Origin of the sequence: Desertivirga xinjiangensis, from assembly GCF_024436435.1 — a bacterium.
GTDB classification, from domain to species: domain Bacteria; phylum Bacteroidota; class Bacteroidia; order Sphingobacteriales; family Sphingobacteriaceae; genus Desertivirga; species Desertivirga xinjiangensis.
Genome location: NZ_JAFMZP010000003.1, coordinates 463434 through 480706 on the forward strand (window position 1 = coordinate 463434; position 17273 = coordinate 480706).

General features: G+C 43.4%; 13 protein-coding genes. 10 read left to right on the plus strand and 3 right to left on the minus strand.

The annotated features are described in order from the left end of the window. Positions 1-55 precede the first annotated feature (55 nt). Positions 56-1006: a hypothetical protein gene (locus tag J3P37_RS10200; protein WP_256011006.1), complete on the plus strand. Its 951-nt coding sequence runs from the start codon at positions 56-58 to the stop codon at positions 1004-1006. 150 nt (positions 1007-1156) lie between these two features. Here the strand turns inward: J3P37_RS10200 and J3P37_RS10205 are convergent, their stop codons facing one another. Further along, positions 1157-1996 carry a UbiA family prenyltransferase gene (locus tag J3P37_RS10205; protein ID WP_256011007.1) on the minus strand — a complete coding sequence of 280 codons (840 nt, stop codon included), beginning with the start codon at positions 1994-1996 and terminating at the stop codon, positions 1157-1159. A gap of 80 nt (positions 1997-2076) precedes the next feature. Between J3P37_RS10205 and J3P37_RS10210 the strand changes: the two genes are divergently transcribed. The 6 genes from J3P37_RS10210 to J3P37_RS10235 are packed head-to-tail and all read left to right on the plus strand — an operon-like array spanning position 2077 to position 7811. Further along, a complete protein-coding gene (locus J3P37_RS10210; RefSeq protein ID WP_256011008.1) occupies positions 2077-3174 on the plus strand; it encodes a type III polyketide synthase in 1098 nt (365 codons plus the stop codon). Next, entirely contained in the window at positions 3175-3882 is a 708-nt protein-coding gene (locus tag J3P37_RS10215) for a methyltransferase domain-containing protein (protein ID WP_256011009.1), read from the plus strand. Continuing rightward, positions 3875-4981, plus strand: coding sequence for an NAD(P)/FAD-dependent oxidoreductase (locus J3P37_RS10220; protein ID WP_256011010.1), 1107 nt, complete (start codon positions 3875-3877; stop codon positions 4979-4981). Before J3P37_RS10215 ends, J3P37_RS10220 begins: the two co-directional genes overlap by 8 nt. Positions 4982-5035: 54 nt before the next feature. Then, complete coding sequence (locus tag J3P37_RS10225) at positions 5036-6082, plus strand: sensor histidine kinase (protein WP_256011011.1); 1047 nt, start codon at positions 5036-5038, stop codon at positions 6080-6082. A gap of 60 nt (positions 6083-6142) precedes the next feature. Beyond that, on the plus strand, positions 6143-6790 hold the full coding sequence (locus J3P37_RS10230) for a DUF47 domain-containing protein (RefSeq protein ID WP_256011012.1): 648 nt from the start codon (positions 6143-6145) through the stop codon (positions 6788-6790). 10 nt (positions 6791-6800) lie between these two features. Then, entirely contained in the window at positions 6801-7811 is a 1011-nt protein-coding gene (locus J3P37_RS10235) for an inorganic phosphate transporter (RefSeq protein ID WP_256011013.1), read from the plus strand. 28 nt (positions 7812-7839) lie between these two features. On the opposite strand, the gene J3P37_RS10240 is transcribed toward J3P37_RS10235, so the two are convergent. Then, positions 7840-9021: an anhydro-N-acetylmuramic acid kinase gene (locus J3P37_RS10240; RefSeq protein ID WP_256011014.1), complete on the minus strand. Its 1182-nt coding sequence runs from the start codon at positions 9019-9021 to the stop codon at positions 7840-7842. Positions 9022-9118: 97 nt separating this feature from the next. On the opposite strand from J3P37_RS10240, the gene J3P37_RS10245 reads away from it, so the two are divergent. Together J3P37_RS10245 and J3P37_RS10250 are read left to right on the plus strand one after the other, a co-directional pair. Then, complete coding sequence (locus J3P37_RS10245; protein WP_256011015.1) at positions 9119-10273, plus strand: acyltransferase family protein; 1155 nt, start codon at positions 9119-9121, stop codon at positions 10271-10273. 42 nt (positions 10274-10315) lie between these two features. Further along, positions 10316-13168: a M16 family metallopeptidase gene (locus J3P37_RS10250; protein ID WP_256011016.1), complete on the plus strand. Its 2853-nt coding sequence runs from the start codon at positions 10316-10318 to the stop codon at positions 13166-13168. 38 nt (positions 13169-13206) lie between these two features. Here the strand turns inward: J3P37_RS10250 and J3P37_RS10255 are convergent, their stop codons facing one another. Further along, complete coding sequence (locus tag J3P37_RS10255) at positions 13207-15705, minus strand: M14 metallopeptidase family protein (RefSeq protein ID WP_256011017.1); 2499 nt, start codon at positions 15703-15705, stop codon at positions 13207-13209. 183 nt (positions 15706-15888) lie between these two features. On the opposite strand from J3P37_RS10255, the gene J3P37_RS10260 reads away from it, so the two are divergent. Further along, complete coding sequence (locus tag J3P37_RS10260) at positions 15889-17187, plus strand: UDP-N-acetylmuramoyl-tripeptide--D-alanyl-D-alanine ligase (protein WP_256011018.1); 1299 nt, start codon at positions 15889-15891, stop codon at positions 17185-17187. Positions 17188-17273: the final 86 nt, after the last annotated feature.

Consider the following 17273-nt stretch of genomic DNA (forward strand, 5'->3'; position numbering starts at 1 on the left):
GTCATTTAAATCTCCTGCCTCCCTGTGTATCTTTCTGTTATATTTCTTTTTCATCATGGCAATAGTAGACAAGTTTGGCGGCATCCATGGAGCTTTCTCCAATTTGGTATATCGTACTTATCGCAATATGCGGATTCTTCAGATGAAGCCTAAAAAGGTTAAGCAGACAAACAATTCCAAGCAAGCGGGGAAGGAATTCGGCTTATGCGCCACCACCGGGCGAATAATGCGCGATGTTTTTCATCATATTTATGCCGGTTATGATGGTGAGATGGTTAACCGGCTCTGCGGTGTGTTGCGGCAAAGTATTACAGCCAGCAAAACGAAACAAAGAGGGGAAAGGGATCTTCATGACGGAGAACTGAGCTTCCTGGAGGGGTTTCAGTTTAATAAAAATTCGCCGCTGGATAAAGTTATGAAAGTGCGTCCCGCTGTTTCATTAAACCAGGAGGGTAAAGTTCAGGTTAATTTACCGGCTATCCGTAAGGATCAGCTTTTTACAGGCCCCAAACAGAATCACCGATGGTATACTTTAAGGCTGACACTGGCATCGTTTGATTTTAAAAAGGAGGTCTACAGTTATATAGGGTACCGGGATCTCCGTATCAGACGCGGAATGGCTGTGGATGCGCAGGAATGGGTGTTCGATGAAGTTTTGCCTGCAAACCGGGTGATTGTGCTGAGTATGTCTCTTCATGCCTATAAGCAGGATAAACTGGATGGACTCCAAAGTATCAATTCAAAAGAATGGAGCCCTGCGGAGATCATAGGGGCATGGCATACTCCCCCTGTTCAGGAAAGTAATCCGGATGAAGAACTAAAAGTGGAAGAGAAGCTGGAGCCAATGAATGATTATCTGGGCAACAAAATACTTCAGGATATATTAGCCTTCCAGGCTCTAATCCCGCCGCCGGAGCCAAACGGGCTTCGCGAAAAGCGTAAACCCCGGTATATCGAAAAACCTGAATTTGATCTGCCCAATGGGGATATTAAGTTTGAAAAATAAAGGATAAGTCCACTACATCAGGCCGGAGCAATGGTAGTTTGTAATTAAGCATTTGAGTAAATTTGTGGGTATTCCGTCGTTTGTAAGGAATCTCATATTTAAGAATTGTTTAAGATAGCAGTGGTGGCTGCATTGACAAAGGAGAAACGATCAGCCTAAAAGCAATACAATTAAGAAATAGATCAGCATTGCTGTTCCGCTGCTTAACGTCATTCTGCTCATATTTTTAAAGTTAGCGTTTTTTTCATTCTTCAGTACTTCAAGCAGCCATTTCAAAAATATCACCAGCACCGGAATAATAAATAACAGGAAAAGCCAGAAGTTCCGTATTTGATGTTCGAGCTGCCAATACCAGTAAATCAGTACCGAGGCCAGCAGAAACAAAAGGGCAGCGAACGCAAATGAACCCTTTATTCCTAAAATTACACTCAGGGTGATGTCACCTCTTTTCTTGTCTTCCTTATGTTGATAAACCTGCGTGAGCGGATAAGACGCTCCAATGAGGCAAGAACAGACGAGTCCGGCGATAAAAAAGGACAGGTTCCACACCTTGAGTATGCTGATTCCGGATATTGCTGTATAGCTTAGCCAGTAGACAAAGGCACCCTGAAAAATAAATACAACCAGGAAGCTGATCACCGGGTACTTTTTTAATCGTATAGAAGGATGACTATACATTTTTGACAGAATTCCGTAAAGCAATGTAGCAATTGCAAATTCTACACTAACAATAAATGACAGCAGTACACCAATTAGATCCAGCCCTAAAGAATACTGATACAGGCTTTTATCAGTCATGGGTGGTTTTTCCAGTAAAGCGATACTACCCTCATCTTTGTCAAAATAACTGTTATATCCGTTGCTTGCTGGGTAAATAAAAAAATGCCAGATGATAAAGACCAGAACAGCGTTTGTTACTACCATGGTGGGCGCCTGGCTTAGTGCAAACAGGTAAACTGGCAGCAAAAAGAACGAGAAAAAAAATCTCATGTGCAAAAACGTGGATCTTGAAGGCAGATACATAAAAACCTTAACAGATAAATGCCGTTCTTTTATGGTATAAAAATAAAATGGCAAGTATTATTTCTGCAATTGGAACAGCAAATCCGGTAAACCGTTTTGCACAAAATATACTTTTTGATTTCATGGCTGACGCTCATCAACTGGATGCAAAGGATATGCCACGGCTTCGGAAACTGTATGATGTGTCAGGGATTGAGTATAGACATTCTGTGATTGCAGACTTTGGAGTGCCACGTGGAACTTACTCGTTTTTTGGTAATTATGAGAAACTAGAGCCGTTTCCAGGGACAAAACAGCGAAGTGCTCTTTATGAACAATCAGCAAAATATATCGCTGTAGAGGCGGTCGGGAATTTGCTAAAAAGTTCTGATATAGAGGCAGGAGAGTTCACACATCTCATTACTGTGAGCTGCACAGGTATGTATGCACCAGGCCTTGATATCGATTTGATAGAAGCCCTTAAATTGAATAAGAGCATGGAACGCACCTGCATCAATTTCATGGGATGTTACGGGGCCTTTAATGCGCTTAAGATCGCCGACTATATTTGCAGGGCTGATCATAGCGCCAAGGTTTTGATTGTAGATGTTGAATTGTGCACGCTGCATTTTCAGAGGGAAAATACCATGGAGAATTGGGTGGCAAACTCCCTGTTTGCAGATGGAGCTGCTGCGGTTGCAGTAGTGCACGAAAGTGATTCCCAATTAAGATCAGGCTTTCTATTGAAAACCTTTCATAATTCTCTCCTGACTGAGGGGCGGGATGAAATGGCATGGAGGATCGGTGACACTGGTTTTGAAATGAACCTTTCTGCGCGAGTGCCGAAAAATATTTCTAAAAATATTTGTGCTGTAGCCGACAGTCTCAGTCAAAAAGCGGGCATTAACCGCAGTGCAGTGAACCATACAGCCATTCATCCGGGAGGGCGCCGCATTCTTGAGGTCTGTGAAGAAATGCTGGAGTTGCCTGAGGAGGCGCTTGATCATTCTTATGATGTCCTGAAAAACTTTGGAAATATGTCCTCTGTAACCATATTGTTCATCTTGAAGCGGTTGATGGAGCAATCGGCGCCGGCAGAAAAAGTGATGAGCTTTGCCTTTGGCCCAGGCTTAACGGTTGAAAGTATGTTACTTGAAGTTGTATAGATGAAAGCATTTAAATTTCGGAGCAGGGAGCCTGAGATGATGGACGATTTCTTCCTGGGAAGTGATATTATTGACCCGATCATGGACGAACTGGAGGTGGTAAACAAATTGCTGGGAGGATACAGGGTTTTTTTTAGTGCTTTGAGAAGGCTTGGTTTGAAGGATGGTGCCTGTATCAGCGATTGGGGATGCGGTGGAGGAGACTCTCTGCGGGTGCTTGCTGGATGGGCGCGAAAAAAAGACCTAAGAATGAAATTTGTTGGTGTTGATGCCACTCGATCGGCAGTGGATTATGCCAGGGCACGATCTGGAGCGTTCCCGGAAATGGATTTTATACACTCAGATGTTTTTTCTGAAGATTTAAGACCAGATCAGTTTGATGTGGTGATTTCAAGCTTGTTTACCCATCATTTTGATGATGATAAATGGATTGCGCTGATCAAAAAAATGTTAGACTGCAGTAAACTTGCGGTTGTTGTCAATGATCTACACCGCCATTGGTTCGCTTATCATTCCATCGGGGTGCTTACTCGTCTGTTTTCAAGATCTGAAATGGTGAAGCACGACTCCAAGGTATCTGTGCTGAAGGGTTTTCGCCGGACGGAACTGGAGAACTTGTTGCAAAAAGCTGGCATTACAAATTACAAACTCAGATGGATGTGGGCGTTCCGATGGCAGCTCATCATCAAAAAAACTGCCTATGCCTAGGGAAAAAACAGTGGTGATCGGTGGCGGTCTCGCAGGCCTGGTAATTTCTATCCTCCTGAGCAGGGCTGGTTTTGACGTTAGCCTGGTTGAAAAAAAGCTGTACCCCTTCCATCGTGTGTGTGGCGAATACATTTCGAGGGAGGTCTATCCTTTTTTTAAATCAATAGGAATAGATCTGCAGGAGCTCTCGCCGGCTCAAATCTCCAGGCTTGCTATCAGCTCCGTGTCTGGCAAATTGTTTTCCTGTAATCTGGATTTGGGAGGTCTGGGTATAAGCCGGTATGTACTGGATGATTTCCTATACCGAAAAGCCCGGGCTCTGGGAGTAAACTTTGAGCTAGGCCATAAAGTAAACAATACTGACTTTCGGGATGGGCTGTTTAACACTGTCCTGTCTGATGGTCGTGAAATTGAATCTGACTTCGTTATTGGCGCCTATGGTAAGAGGTCTAACCTTGACCGGTCCCGGAGCTTTTTCTACCGGCGGAGTCCATACCTGGGTGTGAAATATCATATCAGAACCGATTTTCCAGATGATTTAATCCAGCTTGACAATTTCGAAGGAGGGTATTGCGGTACTGTTAAAATTGAAGGAGACCGCTATAATCTCTGTTATCTGTCCGCAAATAAACATCTGTCCAGACTGGGTTCTATACAAGCCTTAGAAAGGGAAGTGCTATTCAGGAACCCATTTCTTAAAGCGATCTTTACAAAGTCCGAGTTTTTACTAGATAAGCCCGAGGTGATCAATGAAATAAGCTTTGAGAAAAAGTCATTAATAGAGGGGCATGTTCTATACTGCGGAGATGCCGCGGGTATGATTAGTCCTCTTTGTGGTAACGGCATGGCAATGGCTGTTCACTCAGCAAAGATACTGTCAGATACGCTGGTGGAATCGTACAGGCTTCGGCGGGAGGTGTTGGAAGCCCAATATATTAAGCGCTGGAGAGATCAGTTTAGCAAACGACTTTACACCGGCCGCATTGCACAAAGATTTTTTGGAGCCGGTTTTGTGTCCGAACTGACGGTATCTGGTCTTAAAAATATTGGAGCTCTATCAAATTTAATTATTAGGGAAACACATGGAACTCCGTTTTAGTATCTCTTTTTAGTATTATTGTAAACAGATGTCTTACAGCTCAATTGTTTTTAAATGAAACTCCGTGTCCTGGTCTTTTTAAATGCGTTGGCAGTGGCCGTTTCGCTGGCTCTTGTTAATTACTATTTCCAGCATAGTCTCACTGACCTTTTTATTACGTTTACTGTCACGCTGGTGATCTGCTTTGTGGTTTTTTACTACCTGATAGAGCGTTACGTTTACAGCAAGATCAAGCTTATTTACAAGCTCATCCACAATCTTAAGCTGGGTAAAGATCTAAAAGATGCTCTTGGCGAATACGTGAGCAATGACCCGATCAATGATGTGGAGCAGGAAGTTAAGGAATGGGCCAGTGTAAAAAAAATAGAGATAGATGCACTCAAGCAACAGGAGCAATTCAGGAAGGAATTTTTAGGAAACATCTCGCATGAGCTAAAAACGCCCCTTTTCGCTATACAGGGTTATATTGATGCATTGCTCGAGGATGAAGCGCTTGAAGATCCCGATCAGGTTATATACTTCTTGAGGAAAGCTTCGAAGAATGTTGACCGTCTGGGTTATCTGATTAAGGATATAGACGTGATTTCAAAACTGGAAAGTGGTGAGGTGCCGATCAATTTTGAAAAGTTCGACATAGCTGTATTGATCAATGAAGTGATTGAACAGCTGGAGGGCAAAGCGAAAAAACATAAGATAAGCCTTATTTTTAAGGACAAATACGACGCACCTACCTGGGTAATAGCCGACCGGGATAAGATTTGCCAGGTCCTGGTTAATCTTGTAGACAATTCTATTAAGTATGGGAAGGAGAATGGAAGTACGGCCATAAAAACGTTTGAGCTCCATGATCAGATCCTGATAGAAGTAACAGACGACGGTGTGGGTATTGAAGAAAAATGTCTTCCCAGGTTATTTGAGCGCTTCTTTCGAACAGATAAAAGCAGAAACCGGCAGATCGGCGGCTCGGGATTGGGGCTTGCTATTGTTAAACATATTCTTGAGGCGCATCAGCAAACGATCACTGTGCGAAGCACCGAAGGATTGGGTTCGACTTTTGCGTTTACCCTTGAAAAAGCTAAGCAAACATTTATTCCGGTATAATTTAACGCTTAACATTAACTTAACATTGCGATAATATCTTTGCATAACATTTTATAAGATATGGGCTTAAACGGCATATTCCAATACTTCATTCCGAAGGATCGCAAATTTTTCCCTTTATTTGAGCAGGCAAGCGCAAATATTATCAAGTTGGGCGAAGCTTTGATCGAGCTTGTTAATACAGATGATGAGGTCAAAAGAAAAGAATACACAAAATTAATTGAGGATTTGGAGCACAGGGGAGATGAGATCACTCATCAGATCTTCCTTGAACTGGGTAAGAATTTTATTACACCTTTCGACCGTGAGGATATTCATGCTCTGGCTTCTGCCATTGATGATATTGCAGATTTTATCCATGGATCGGCAAGCCGTATGCAGTTGTATAAAATAACGGAAATGACCACGCCGATTAAAAAATTGGCTGAGTTAATCTTACAGGGCTGCCAGGACGTGCATAAAGCTGTTGGTGAGCTGAAAAACCTGAAGAACATTCGTCTGATCACCGATTCCTGCGTGCGGATAAATAGCATGGAAAACCAGGCTGACTATATATTTGACCGGGCAGTAGGTGAACTTTTTGAATATGAAAAGGATGCCATTGCGCTTATAAAGTATAAAGAGGTTCTTGCTGCACTTGAAACAGCTACAGATAAGTGCGAAGATGTTGCGAATGTGATGGAGTCAATCCTGGTAAAGAACGCTTAATAAATTATAAATGGTTACTACCCTTTTAGTAGTTGTCGTAATAATGGCAATCGCGTTTGACTATATCAACGGATTCCATGATGCGGCAAATTCAATAGCAACTATTGTATCCACAAAAGTGCTTTCTCCCTTTCAGGCAGTTCTTTGGGCTGCCATATTTAACTTTGCGGCATACTTTTATTTTGATGACCATAAGGTTGCAAACACTATCGCTAAGACAGTTCTTGAACAATATATAACCTTGCACGTGATCCTGGCTGGTTTGACTGCTGCTATAGCCTGGAACTTATTAACCTGGTATTACGGTATCCCTTCCAGCTCTTCGCATACACTGATCGGTGGTTTTGCCGGGGCTGGTATGGCCAAAGCTATCGCAGTGGGTGACGGGGCATTACAAGCAATCAATTTGGGTAAGGTATTAACTACAGTATCCTTTATCGTACTGGCTCCCATAATTGGTATGATAATCTCGGTGATTATTACACTTGTGATCATCAATATCTGCCGTAATGCAAAGCCGGCAACAGCAGAAAAGTGGTTTAAGCGGCTTCAGCTGGTTTCGTCAGCGGCATTGAGCTTCACTCATGGGGGTAACGATGCTCAGAAGGTGATGGGTATTATATACGTTGCCATGGTGGCCTCGAATGTAATTGGAAGCTCCGATCCGATGCCGGGATGGGTTCCCTTAGTTTGTTATGCAGCTATTGCACTAGGAACGATGAGCGGTGGCTGGCGTATAGTTAAGACCATGGGCTCAAGGATCACAAAGGTTACAGCGCTGGAAGGGGTAGGTGCCGAGTCTGCTGGTGCTGTCACTTTAGGTATCACCGAGCATTTTGGTATCCCCGTTTCAACTACCCATACCATTACTGGTTCGATCATAGGGGTGGGGCTTACTAAACGTGTTTCTGCGGTTAGATGGGGCGTTACTATCAATCTGATATGGGCGTGGGTGTTAACCATACCGGTTTCTGCAACCCTTGCTGCCCTGGTATATTTTCTGATCAGCTTGTTTGGTTAAATGCGTGTGCTGTAGTTCTACTCAATTTTTATATCGGTAAGGATATCTTTCCCATAGTTGTTACCGGTCCTGCGCCGGTATCGATTGCCGAGCCGCAAAGAGTTTCGTTAGCAAGCAATGCAAATAAGATTGCTTCTTTTGCGTCGGGGTTTATGCCCAAAGCTTCAGTAAGCATAACCGCACTGTCTGGAAGAAGCTGTTGTAACCTTTCTACGAGGTAAGAGTTACGGCTTCCGCCGCCGCTTAGATATAAGGTAAAAGGTAGGGAAGAGATCTCGTTTAAGGCTTTTGAAATCGCCCTGGCGGTGAACTCGGTGGTGGTTGCCAGCAGGTCAGGTGAACTTAGGGATTCCGCCTTTGCAGCTTTTACTGCCTCGTTGAAATAAAGGAGGTTAAACAGTTCTGGTCCTGTAGTTTTCGGATAGTCTTGAGTGAAAAACGGGTGTGAGAGAAGTATTTTCAGGAGATTTTCGTCGACTTTACCTCCGCGTGCAAACTTTCCATTATCATCATAAGGAACATCAAAATATTTATTAGCCAGTGCATCGATCAGTGTATTGCCTGGCCCAGCATCAGTGCTAATGATTCTAGCATGGCTTTTATCCGAAGGAAGGAAGGTAAAATTGGCTATTCCACCAATGTTTAGGAGTACCCTGTTCTCCGTGCTTGAAGAAAATAAAATAACATCGCCATATAATGCTAATGGAGCCCCCTCGCCACCGGCAGCTATATGCTTCTGGCGGAAGTCACTTAAGGTGATAATACCTGTTTTAACGGATATATGGTCGCCATCACCGATCTGGAGCGTAGCATTCGGATAGTATTTTTGCTGGTGCAAACGCTTTGGCGCATGGTATATCGTCTGGCCGTGGCTTGCTATACAATCAATCTCCGACGGCGGGATATTCCATTTTTCAAGGCAAGCCAGTATTATTTCTGCATGTATATCTGCGATATGGGCGTTAAGTAAGGTCAGCTTTTCGAGGTCGACCAGCCTTTTGGAAAATACAGATCGGATGTCTTCAATAAATGCTGACGGGTAGGGGACAGATTCAAACTGCATTAACTCCATGCTGGTATTGAAGCCGCTGCCTTTTATCTTACATAAGGCCAGGTCAAGACCATCTAGCGACGTTCCGGACATTAACCCAATAATTAAGCGGCTTTCTTTTTGCGACATGTCGCTCAGACGGGATAGCATGAGATTCATGAAATAAAAGTAATCATTTGTATGGCTGGATTGAAAGGTTAGTCGTGTTTGCTTTTAAATTTCCTAAATCTTAGATTTATTGATATTTATTCAAGAAATGATTGAACAATTACCTCAAAAGAAAATCAGGCTGCTGTCGCTTGACGCATTCCGCGGGCTTACTGTTGCAAGTATGCTGCTGGTGAATAACCCCGGCGACTGGGGAAAGATATATGCTCCGTTCAAACATGCAGAATGGCACGGATGTACACCAACGGATCTTGTTTTTCCATTTTTCCTGTTTATTTCTGGTGTCTCTGTTTCCTATGCATTGGGTTCGAAACGTGAAGTTTCAGAAGGTCACGCTGCAATAATAATTAAGGTTTTAAAGCGCTCGCTGATATTGTTTGGATTAGGCTTGCTCTTAGGTTTTATTCCTGATATTTTCGTAGAGCCAGTTCAAACATTGCAGACTTTTAGGATCCCGGGTGTTTTGCAGCGGATTGCGCTCGTTTATTTTGCGGTGTCATTGATCTTTCTGAAAACCGGATGGCGGGCCCAGGGTGCTATCCTTGTCTTCCTTTTGGTCCTTTATTGGATACTGATGTCTTTTGTGCCTGTTCCCGGTACAGGCTATGCAAATCTTGAACCAGAAACTAACCTGGGCGCCTGGCTCGACAGGCTGATCATTACAGAACCTCATTTATGGAAGCATTCAAGGACCTGGGATCCCGAAGGTCTTTTGGGAACATTGCCGGCCATCGCTACAGGGCTTTCCGGGGTGCTTACCGGCACCTGGCTGCGGCGCACAGATCTGGATGATAAAAAGAGGGTTTCGCTGATGTTTGTTGCCGGCCTTGGCTCTTGTGTCGCGGGTTTGCTTTGGGATCTTCATTTTCCGATTAATAAAGCGCTGTGGACCAGCTCGTATGTGCTGTTCAGCAGCGGCCTGGCTATCATGTTCCTGGCTTTTTTCTATTGGTTAATAGATATAAAGAATATGAAGGCTGGAATTGTCCCTCTTCTGGCTTATGGGGTAAATGCCATCACCGCTTTTTTTATGTCGGGATTGATGGCAAAAATGATGGGCGCTATTAAAGTAGATATGTCGGATGGAACCGAGACCAGCCTGAAGGGATGGATTTATAAGTCTTTTTTTACTCCATATTTTTCTGATTATAATGCTTCACTTGCTTTTGCTTTAGTATTTGTGCTCTTCTGGCTTGCAATTTTATGGTGGATGTATGCCAAAAAAATCATTATAAAAATCTAATTTACGTCAAACTTATAAACGATCTCTCATATCATCTGAACAATGAAGATTCTAACTTTTAAAAGTCTTATTTATTGCTCATTAATAGCGGCGCTATTAAATGGTTCATGCAGTGTCAATAAGCCTATAGCATCGCCGGTAGCCGGCATTCCCGCAGAGTCGGATTCGATTCCACAGGATACTGCGATAGTGACCGGAAAGCTGCCCAATGGTTTCACTTACTACATCAGAAGGAACGTAGAACCGAAGAACCGGGCGCAGTTATATCTTGCGATTAAGGTGGGTTCTATCCTTGAAAATGACGATCAGCAGGGCCTGGCGCATTTCATGGAACACATGAGCTTTAACGGCACGAAAAATTTTCCAAAGAATGAGCTTGTAGATTACCTCCAGAAATCGGGTATCCGATTTGGAGCTGATTTGAATGCCTACACCAGCTTCGATCAGACCGTGTACCAGCTTCCCGTCCCAACGGATGATACACTGTTATTGAAAAATACCATGCAGATTATGCGCGACTGGGCACAGGATGCGAGTCTGGACCCTGTAGAAATTGAAAAAGAGAGAGGCGTTGTGCTTGAAGAAAAGCGTTTAGGAAAGGGAGCCCAGGAAAGGATGCAGAACAAATATCTGCCTCTTTTATTTAACAATTCCAGATACTCCAACCGCTTGCCTATCGGTACCGAAGAGGTATTGAAAACATTCAAGCCTGAAACGCTCCGCCAGTTTTACAAAGATTGGTACAGGCCCGATCTGCAGGCTTTAATTGTGGTTGGCGATATTGATGTGAAGCAAGTGGAGCAAACGATCATATCTAAGTTTTCCGATCTTAAGATGCCTGAGAATCTAAAGGATCGGACCGAATACAAGATACCATTGCTGAATAAAAACCAATTTATTGCGGTTACTGATGCTGAGATGCCTTATACTGTTGCGCAGGTCTTGGTGAAGCACCCCGAAACGGTGGTGAAAACGAAAATGGATATGCGCAATAGTATCATCCGGTCCTTGTATAATCAAATGATGGGAGCCCGGTTTAGCGAGTTAAGTAAACAGGCGAACCCTCCGTTTTTGCAGGGTGGAAGTAGTATCGGGGGCTTCCTGGCCGGTTTAGACGTTGCATCAGCCGTTGTAGTTGCGAAACCAGGCGAGGGCGAGTTTGAGAAGGGATTTAAAGCCGTGCTTACCGAAACTGAAAGAGTGAAGCGCTTTGGTTTTACCCAAACAGAGCTTGACAGGGCCAAGAAATCTTACCTTACTGCTATGGAGGCCGCATATAAAGAAAGAGATAAAACATCTTCTCAAACTTATGTGCAGGAATATCTAAGGCTGTTCTTAGAGGGCGAAGCGAGCCCTGGTATTGCATTTGAATACAAATTTTCAAAGGACAAGGTTCCTGGAATAGGGCTTGAGGAAGTGAATGCTCTGGCAAAACAGTACCTTAAAGATACCAACCGGGACGTCATCATTATGGCTCCTGAGAAAGAGGCTTCTAAATTACCCTCAGAGGAGATGGTCTCCGCCTGGATACAAAGTGTAAACCAGTCGGAAATTACTGCTTATGTAGATCAGGTTTCAGACAAGCCCTTGTTAGCTGCTAAGCCAGCACCGGGTAAAATTACTGCAGAGAAAAATATAGCTGAAATTGGTGTTACTGAACTCACACTGAGTAATGGTGTGCGCGTTATATTGAAGCCTACAGACTTTAAAAATGATGAGATCCGTTTTAATGCGTATAGCGCGGGAGGAACTTCGTTATATAGCGATGCGGATTATCAGTCGGCGTCGAACGCATCATCAATTATTTCTAGAAGTGGCGTTGGTGAATTCAATGCAATCCAGCTTCCGAAACTTCTTACCGGTAAAAGGGTGTCGGTGGGTCCTTATATCGGTGAACGAAGTGAGGGCATGTCTGGATTTGCGGCACCAGCAGATATAGAAACGGCATTGCAGTTAACATATCTTTACTTTACACAGCCACGTAAGGATCAGGATATTTACCAGGCTCATATCTCACAAGCCAGGGGAGCTCTGGCTAACAGGGAAGATGATCCCAATAGTGTGTTTTCCGACACGATATCCGCTGTTTTGGGACGTTATAATGTACGCAGAACTGGGCCAAGTATCTCTAAGATCGAGCAGATCAACCTGGACAGGGCCTATGCTATTTACAAGGAGCGGTTTGCAGATGCCAGCGATTTTACGTTCACTTTTGTGGGAAGCTTTAAAACTGACGAAATAAAGCCATTACTTGAACAATACCTGGGTTCGCTGCCTTCGCTATCGCGGAAGGAGCAGGCGAAAGACCTTGGGATCTATCCTCCCTCAGGAAAGATCAGTAAATCAGTTTACAAAGGTAAGGAAGATAAGGCAAGCGTAAGATTGTTAATGAACGGTGATTATGTTTATAATGAAACGAATAATAATCAGCTGGAGGCGTTGGGAGAGGTTTTACAAATCAAGCTGATTGAGCGTTTAAGGGAGGAAGAAAGTGGTGTTTATAGTCCGCGTGCTATGATGAGCTATTCGAAGGAACCGAGGAATCGCTATACATTTGTGGTTTCCTTTGGTTGTGCTCCCGAAAATATAGACAAGTTGATTGCTGCTACTATGGACGAGATTAATAAGGTAAAGAAGAATGGCCCGCAGCCGGTAGATATAGAAAAGTTTGTCGCTGAACAAAAACGTATCACAGAAACGCAGTTGAAGGATAATTCTTTTTGGCTTGATTATTTGAGCGGCCAATACCAAAGTAACGAAGATCCCAAAGCTGTGCTGGGTTATGTGGATTCGTTAAAAGCGCTTAACAAAGAAAATATAAAGCAGTCAGCGAATAAATATTTGAGCGGGAATAACTTTATTAAGTTTATTCTGCTGCCAGAACAGAAGAAGTAGAGAATTTTAGCTCCTGCAGGCTTTAAGTCTGCGGGAACTTATTCTCCCACCATAAATATCGCATTACTGAAAAGCAATTTACCATTTTCCCAAAAACCTCTGAACAAAGGGTTTTCTGCCAGATAGACTACAGAACCTTTTCCTATTTCCTGAACACCGAACAATAAGCCATTTACCAATTTTTCTCTCGTTTTGGCGCCTGCGAACCCGCTTACGTAAGCGTCATCTTTTAATACTCCAACATTCCATCCGCCGTTTAAGAGCTGGTAAATTTTATCATCAAGTTTTATGGTATAGTAGAACTTGGGATAACCAAACGCGAGGGGATGTGTATTGTCCAGATCTACCTTATAAATGGCTCCTGGTATGTTACTTTTGACTGCTTCCCTTTCTCTTTGTGCATAAGGGGTGATGCTTTTCAGTGCCTGGTCGTCCTGGAGATTCTTATCTTCTTTTAGCCGGATGGAAAAGCCTCTTTTCCCTGCTAATGACGAAATAGCGTTTTGCATGGCGATAAGTTTTCCACCCTCATTTATCCATGCACTTAATTTTTCCACCGGTAGCTCTCTATAGCTGCCGTCAGGTAGGATGATTACATTAAATTCATACAAATTTACCTCGTCGAGATCACTGGCATTTATAATGGAAGCAGAGAAATGTACCTGCTGTTCAAAAAAATGCCAGACTTCCCCAAAGCTTGTTGCTGAAGTCCCTTCACCGCTTAATACTGCAATTTTGGGTTTCTGCATATAACGTATTTTCGAAGACCCCAGATCGGGGCCCTTGTCTGCGAGCCCCGACTGAATAGACTGTAGACTCACACCCTCCTTTCGGGCGATGTCTGTCACAACTTTATCAAAGTCGCCTGTCAGTCTTTCGTTTCCTGTCCTGGTGATGATCAGCGAGCCGGGGTTCATAGGTTTTCCAACAAGGTTAAAAGCCACTTCGGAGTACCGAACGTTTATGTTGTTTTTTAAGAGGGCTGCCAGGAATTTAACGTCGGCCAGCGAATTCCAGTTTGATGCATAAGCTATGGATTTTGCAGGTTTGAGGATGGGAGCACTCGCTGCGGCATAATTTGGCAAAGGTTTTAAAATAGATTTTGTTGCGTATGACTGCAAACCATGAGCATAGGGGATTGCCCAAGCCGTGACATCATAGGTTATTGAATCAGAAATATAAGTTGCAGGCTCAAAAAGAACCTTTAGAAGAACTGACTTCGGCTGATAGGAGCTGATGACCAGGTCTGCCGGATGCACCTCTACCCCTTCATTTTTACCGGTGAAATAGTTGAAAGCCCTGACTTTTTTCGAAACGCCAAAGCCATACTGGATGCCATTCCTTTTTAACAAAGCGGAAAGCACCCTAAGCTTTTCAGGATTACTGTCCCTGATAATATATGATTTATAGTCGCCCGAGGGCTTTGACTGACTGTTATTGAAATAATTGCTGTATTCAGCAATGACCTGGCTGGCGTGCGTCGAGGTAATCTCAATCGTAGCCAGCGCGGAAGTATGGTGATGCAGAATACGGTCCTGAAGGGTCAGTAAGTTTCCTTCATGATTTACCACCGCAAGACCTGCTCTGCCTGACCCGCCTTGCTCGTAGGTCATACCAATAGCGCCGTTATAAATGGGATAAGTATCCCCGTACGAGGGATACAGCAGATCGAATCTTTCTTTAGTAAAATATAACCATCCATTTTTGTCAAAGTACCTGGCGTTGTTCTTTCCGATCACTACCTGGAAATCGCGCTGCCATTTCGTGATATCCTGATGAAGAGGCTCGGCGGCAGGGGCGAAATAGTATGGCTCGTTGATCCCCTGTTCATGGAAGTCGATATGCACTTGAGGGAGCCATTTGTTATATACCTCCATTCGCTGCTGGGTTTCAATTTGCGATTGCCATGCCCAATCCCTGTTCAGGTCTGCATAGTAGTGATTGGTACGTCCTCCAGGCCAGGGTTCTTTATGCTCACGGGTAAATGGATGAGCGTCCGGAGTGATATTCTTAACTGAATTGTAGAAATTCACATACCTCTCTCTGCCGTCGGGATTCATGCAAGGGTCGATAATTACCACAGCATTTTTCAGCCAGAGTTGAGCGTCGTCGTTTAAGGGATTAAGCAGGTGATAAATGGTTTCCAACGCTGCTTCGCTGGAAGACGCTTCATTGCCGTGAACGCTGTAGCTCAACCAGATGATGACAGGCTGTCCCGGCTTTGCTTTGCCCGCTTTCATACCACTTAATGTCAAATTATTCTGACGGATACTTTCCAGGTTTTTAATATTTTCCTGGGAACCTATGAAGGCTAAAAATAAGGGACGGTCTTCATAAGTCCTGCCGTATTGATGTAGTTTGATGTTCCCGGAAGCAGAGCTGAGGTATTGGAGGTAATTGACTATTTTATAATGTGGGGTAAATTTCGTACCTGTTTTATATCCAAGAAATTCGGCTGGTGATTTGAGCTGAGCCTGTGCTGTATTATTCAACAGATATGAAAGAATGAAAACAAAGGCCAGCATTTTTTTTAGCATACATTGTTTTTTAAGGATAGTAAAGGGAGCATTGCCGTAAGTGTAATTATTCCCGGCTTGCCTCTGATAAATTTATTCAATTTTTTTTAAGGAGGATCACCATTTTGAATTACATTCAAAAATTAATAATCTTCCACTTGGTTGGGTGTTTCTAAAGTTTGTATTATTACACAATTTTTTTCCATGACTATAGAGGCCATTTACAAAGTATATTCAAAGTTCCCGCATGTATGTACAGATACACGCAAGATTAGCAGGGAATGTTTGTTTTTTGCTTTAAAAGGAGAGAGTTTCGACGGTAATAAATTCGCAGAAAAGGCCATTGAAGCAGGCGCAGCTTATGCTGTTATAGATAATGCTGCGTATCAGAAAGATGACCGTTATATTCTTGTTGACGATGTGTTAGTTACCCTGCAAGACCTGGCACGTTACCATCGCAGGCAATTGGCGATTCCTTTCATCGGCATTACGGGCACCAATGGTAAAACCACCACCAAAGAGCTTTTAAACGCTGTTTTTTCACAGAAGTTCAAAACTTATGCAACCCAGGGAAACCTGAATAATCATATTGGGGTTCCCCTTACCCTGCTCTCAATAACACATGATGTTGAAATAGCTATTGTTGAAATGGGAGCGAATCACCAGAAGGAAATTGGCTTTCTATGCAGTATTGCCGAGCCTACACACGGCATGATCACCAATGTGGGAAAGGCACATCTTGAAGGCTTTGGTGGCTTCGAGGGTGTAAAAAAGGGTAAAGGTGAGTTATACGATTTCCTCAAAGACTCCGGAGGGATCGCTTTCATAAATGCTGCTAACGACCATTTGATGGGAATGAGTTTGTCACGACAGCTCAAAGATGTGATATATTATGGTGGGGACGATAGCGGCCTGGTTAATGGGAGAATTGTAGAAAACAGTCCCTTGTTAACAGTAGAGTGGAGAACGGACGCAGTGGTCCGTATTGTTAAAACGAATTTGACCGGCGCCTACAATCTTGAAAATATATTGGCTGCTGTTAGCATGGGCTTACATTTTGGATTGAGTGCCGAAGAAATCAACAAAGGGATTGAATCTTACCAGCCTGGAAATAACCGTTCACAGATAACCAGAACTGCACTGAACACGTTAGTTTGTGATTACTACAATGCCAATCCTAGTAGTATGTCGGTTGCGCTGGATAATTTTTCCGGTATAGAGGCAAAGCACAAGGTTTTAATCGTTGGAGATATGTTTGAGCTAGGTGAGGAATCTGCACAGGAACATCTGGCTGTTTTAGAAAAAGCTTTTCAGACCGATGCTTCTCAAAGGATTTTTATCGGAAAACAGTTTTATGAAAACAGATCCGGCTTCGATGCTTTGTTCTTTGAAACAACGGAAGAAGCTGCAGAAGCTTTCAAAAAGGCCCCTTTCCGGGATGCAACGATATTGATTAAGGGGTCAAGGGGGATGAAATTGGAGCAGTTGGTAGAACTACTGTAAATATCAGGTGCGAACAAACCTACCCGGCTCCAATGCGAGAAAAATATACCTACTTTCCGGTATTGTGGAAGCGATTAGGCGATCTA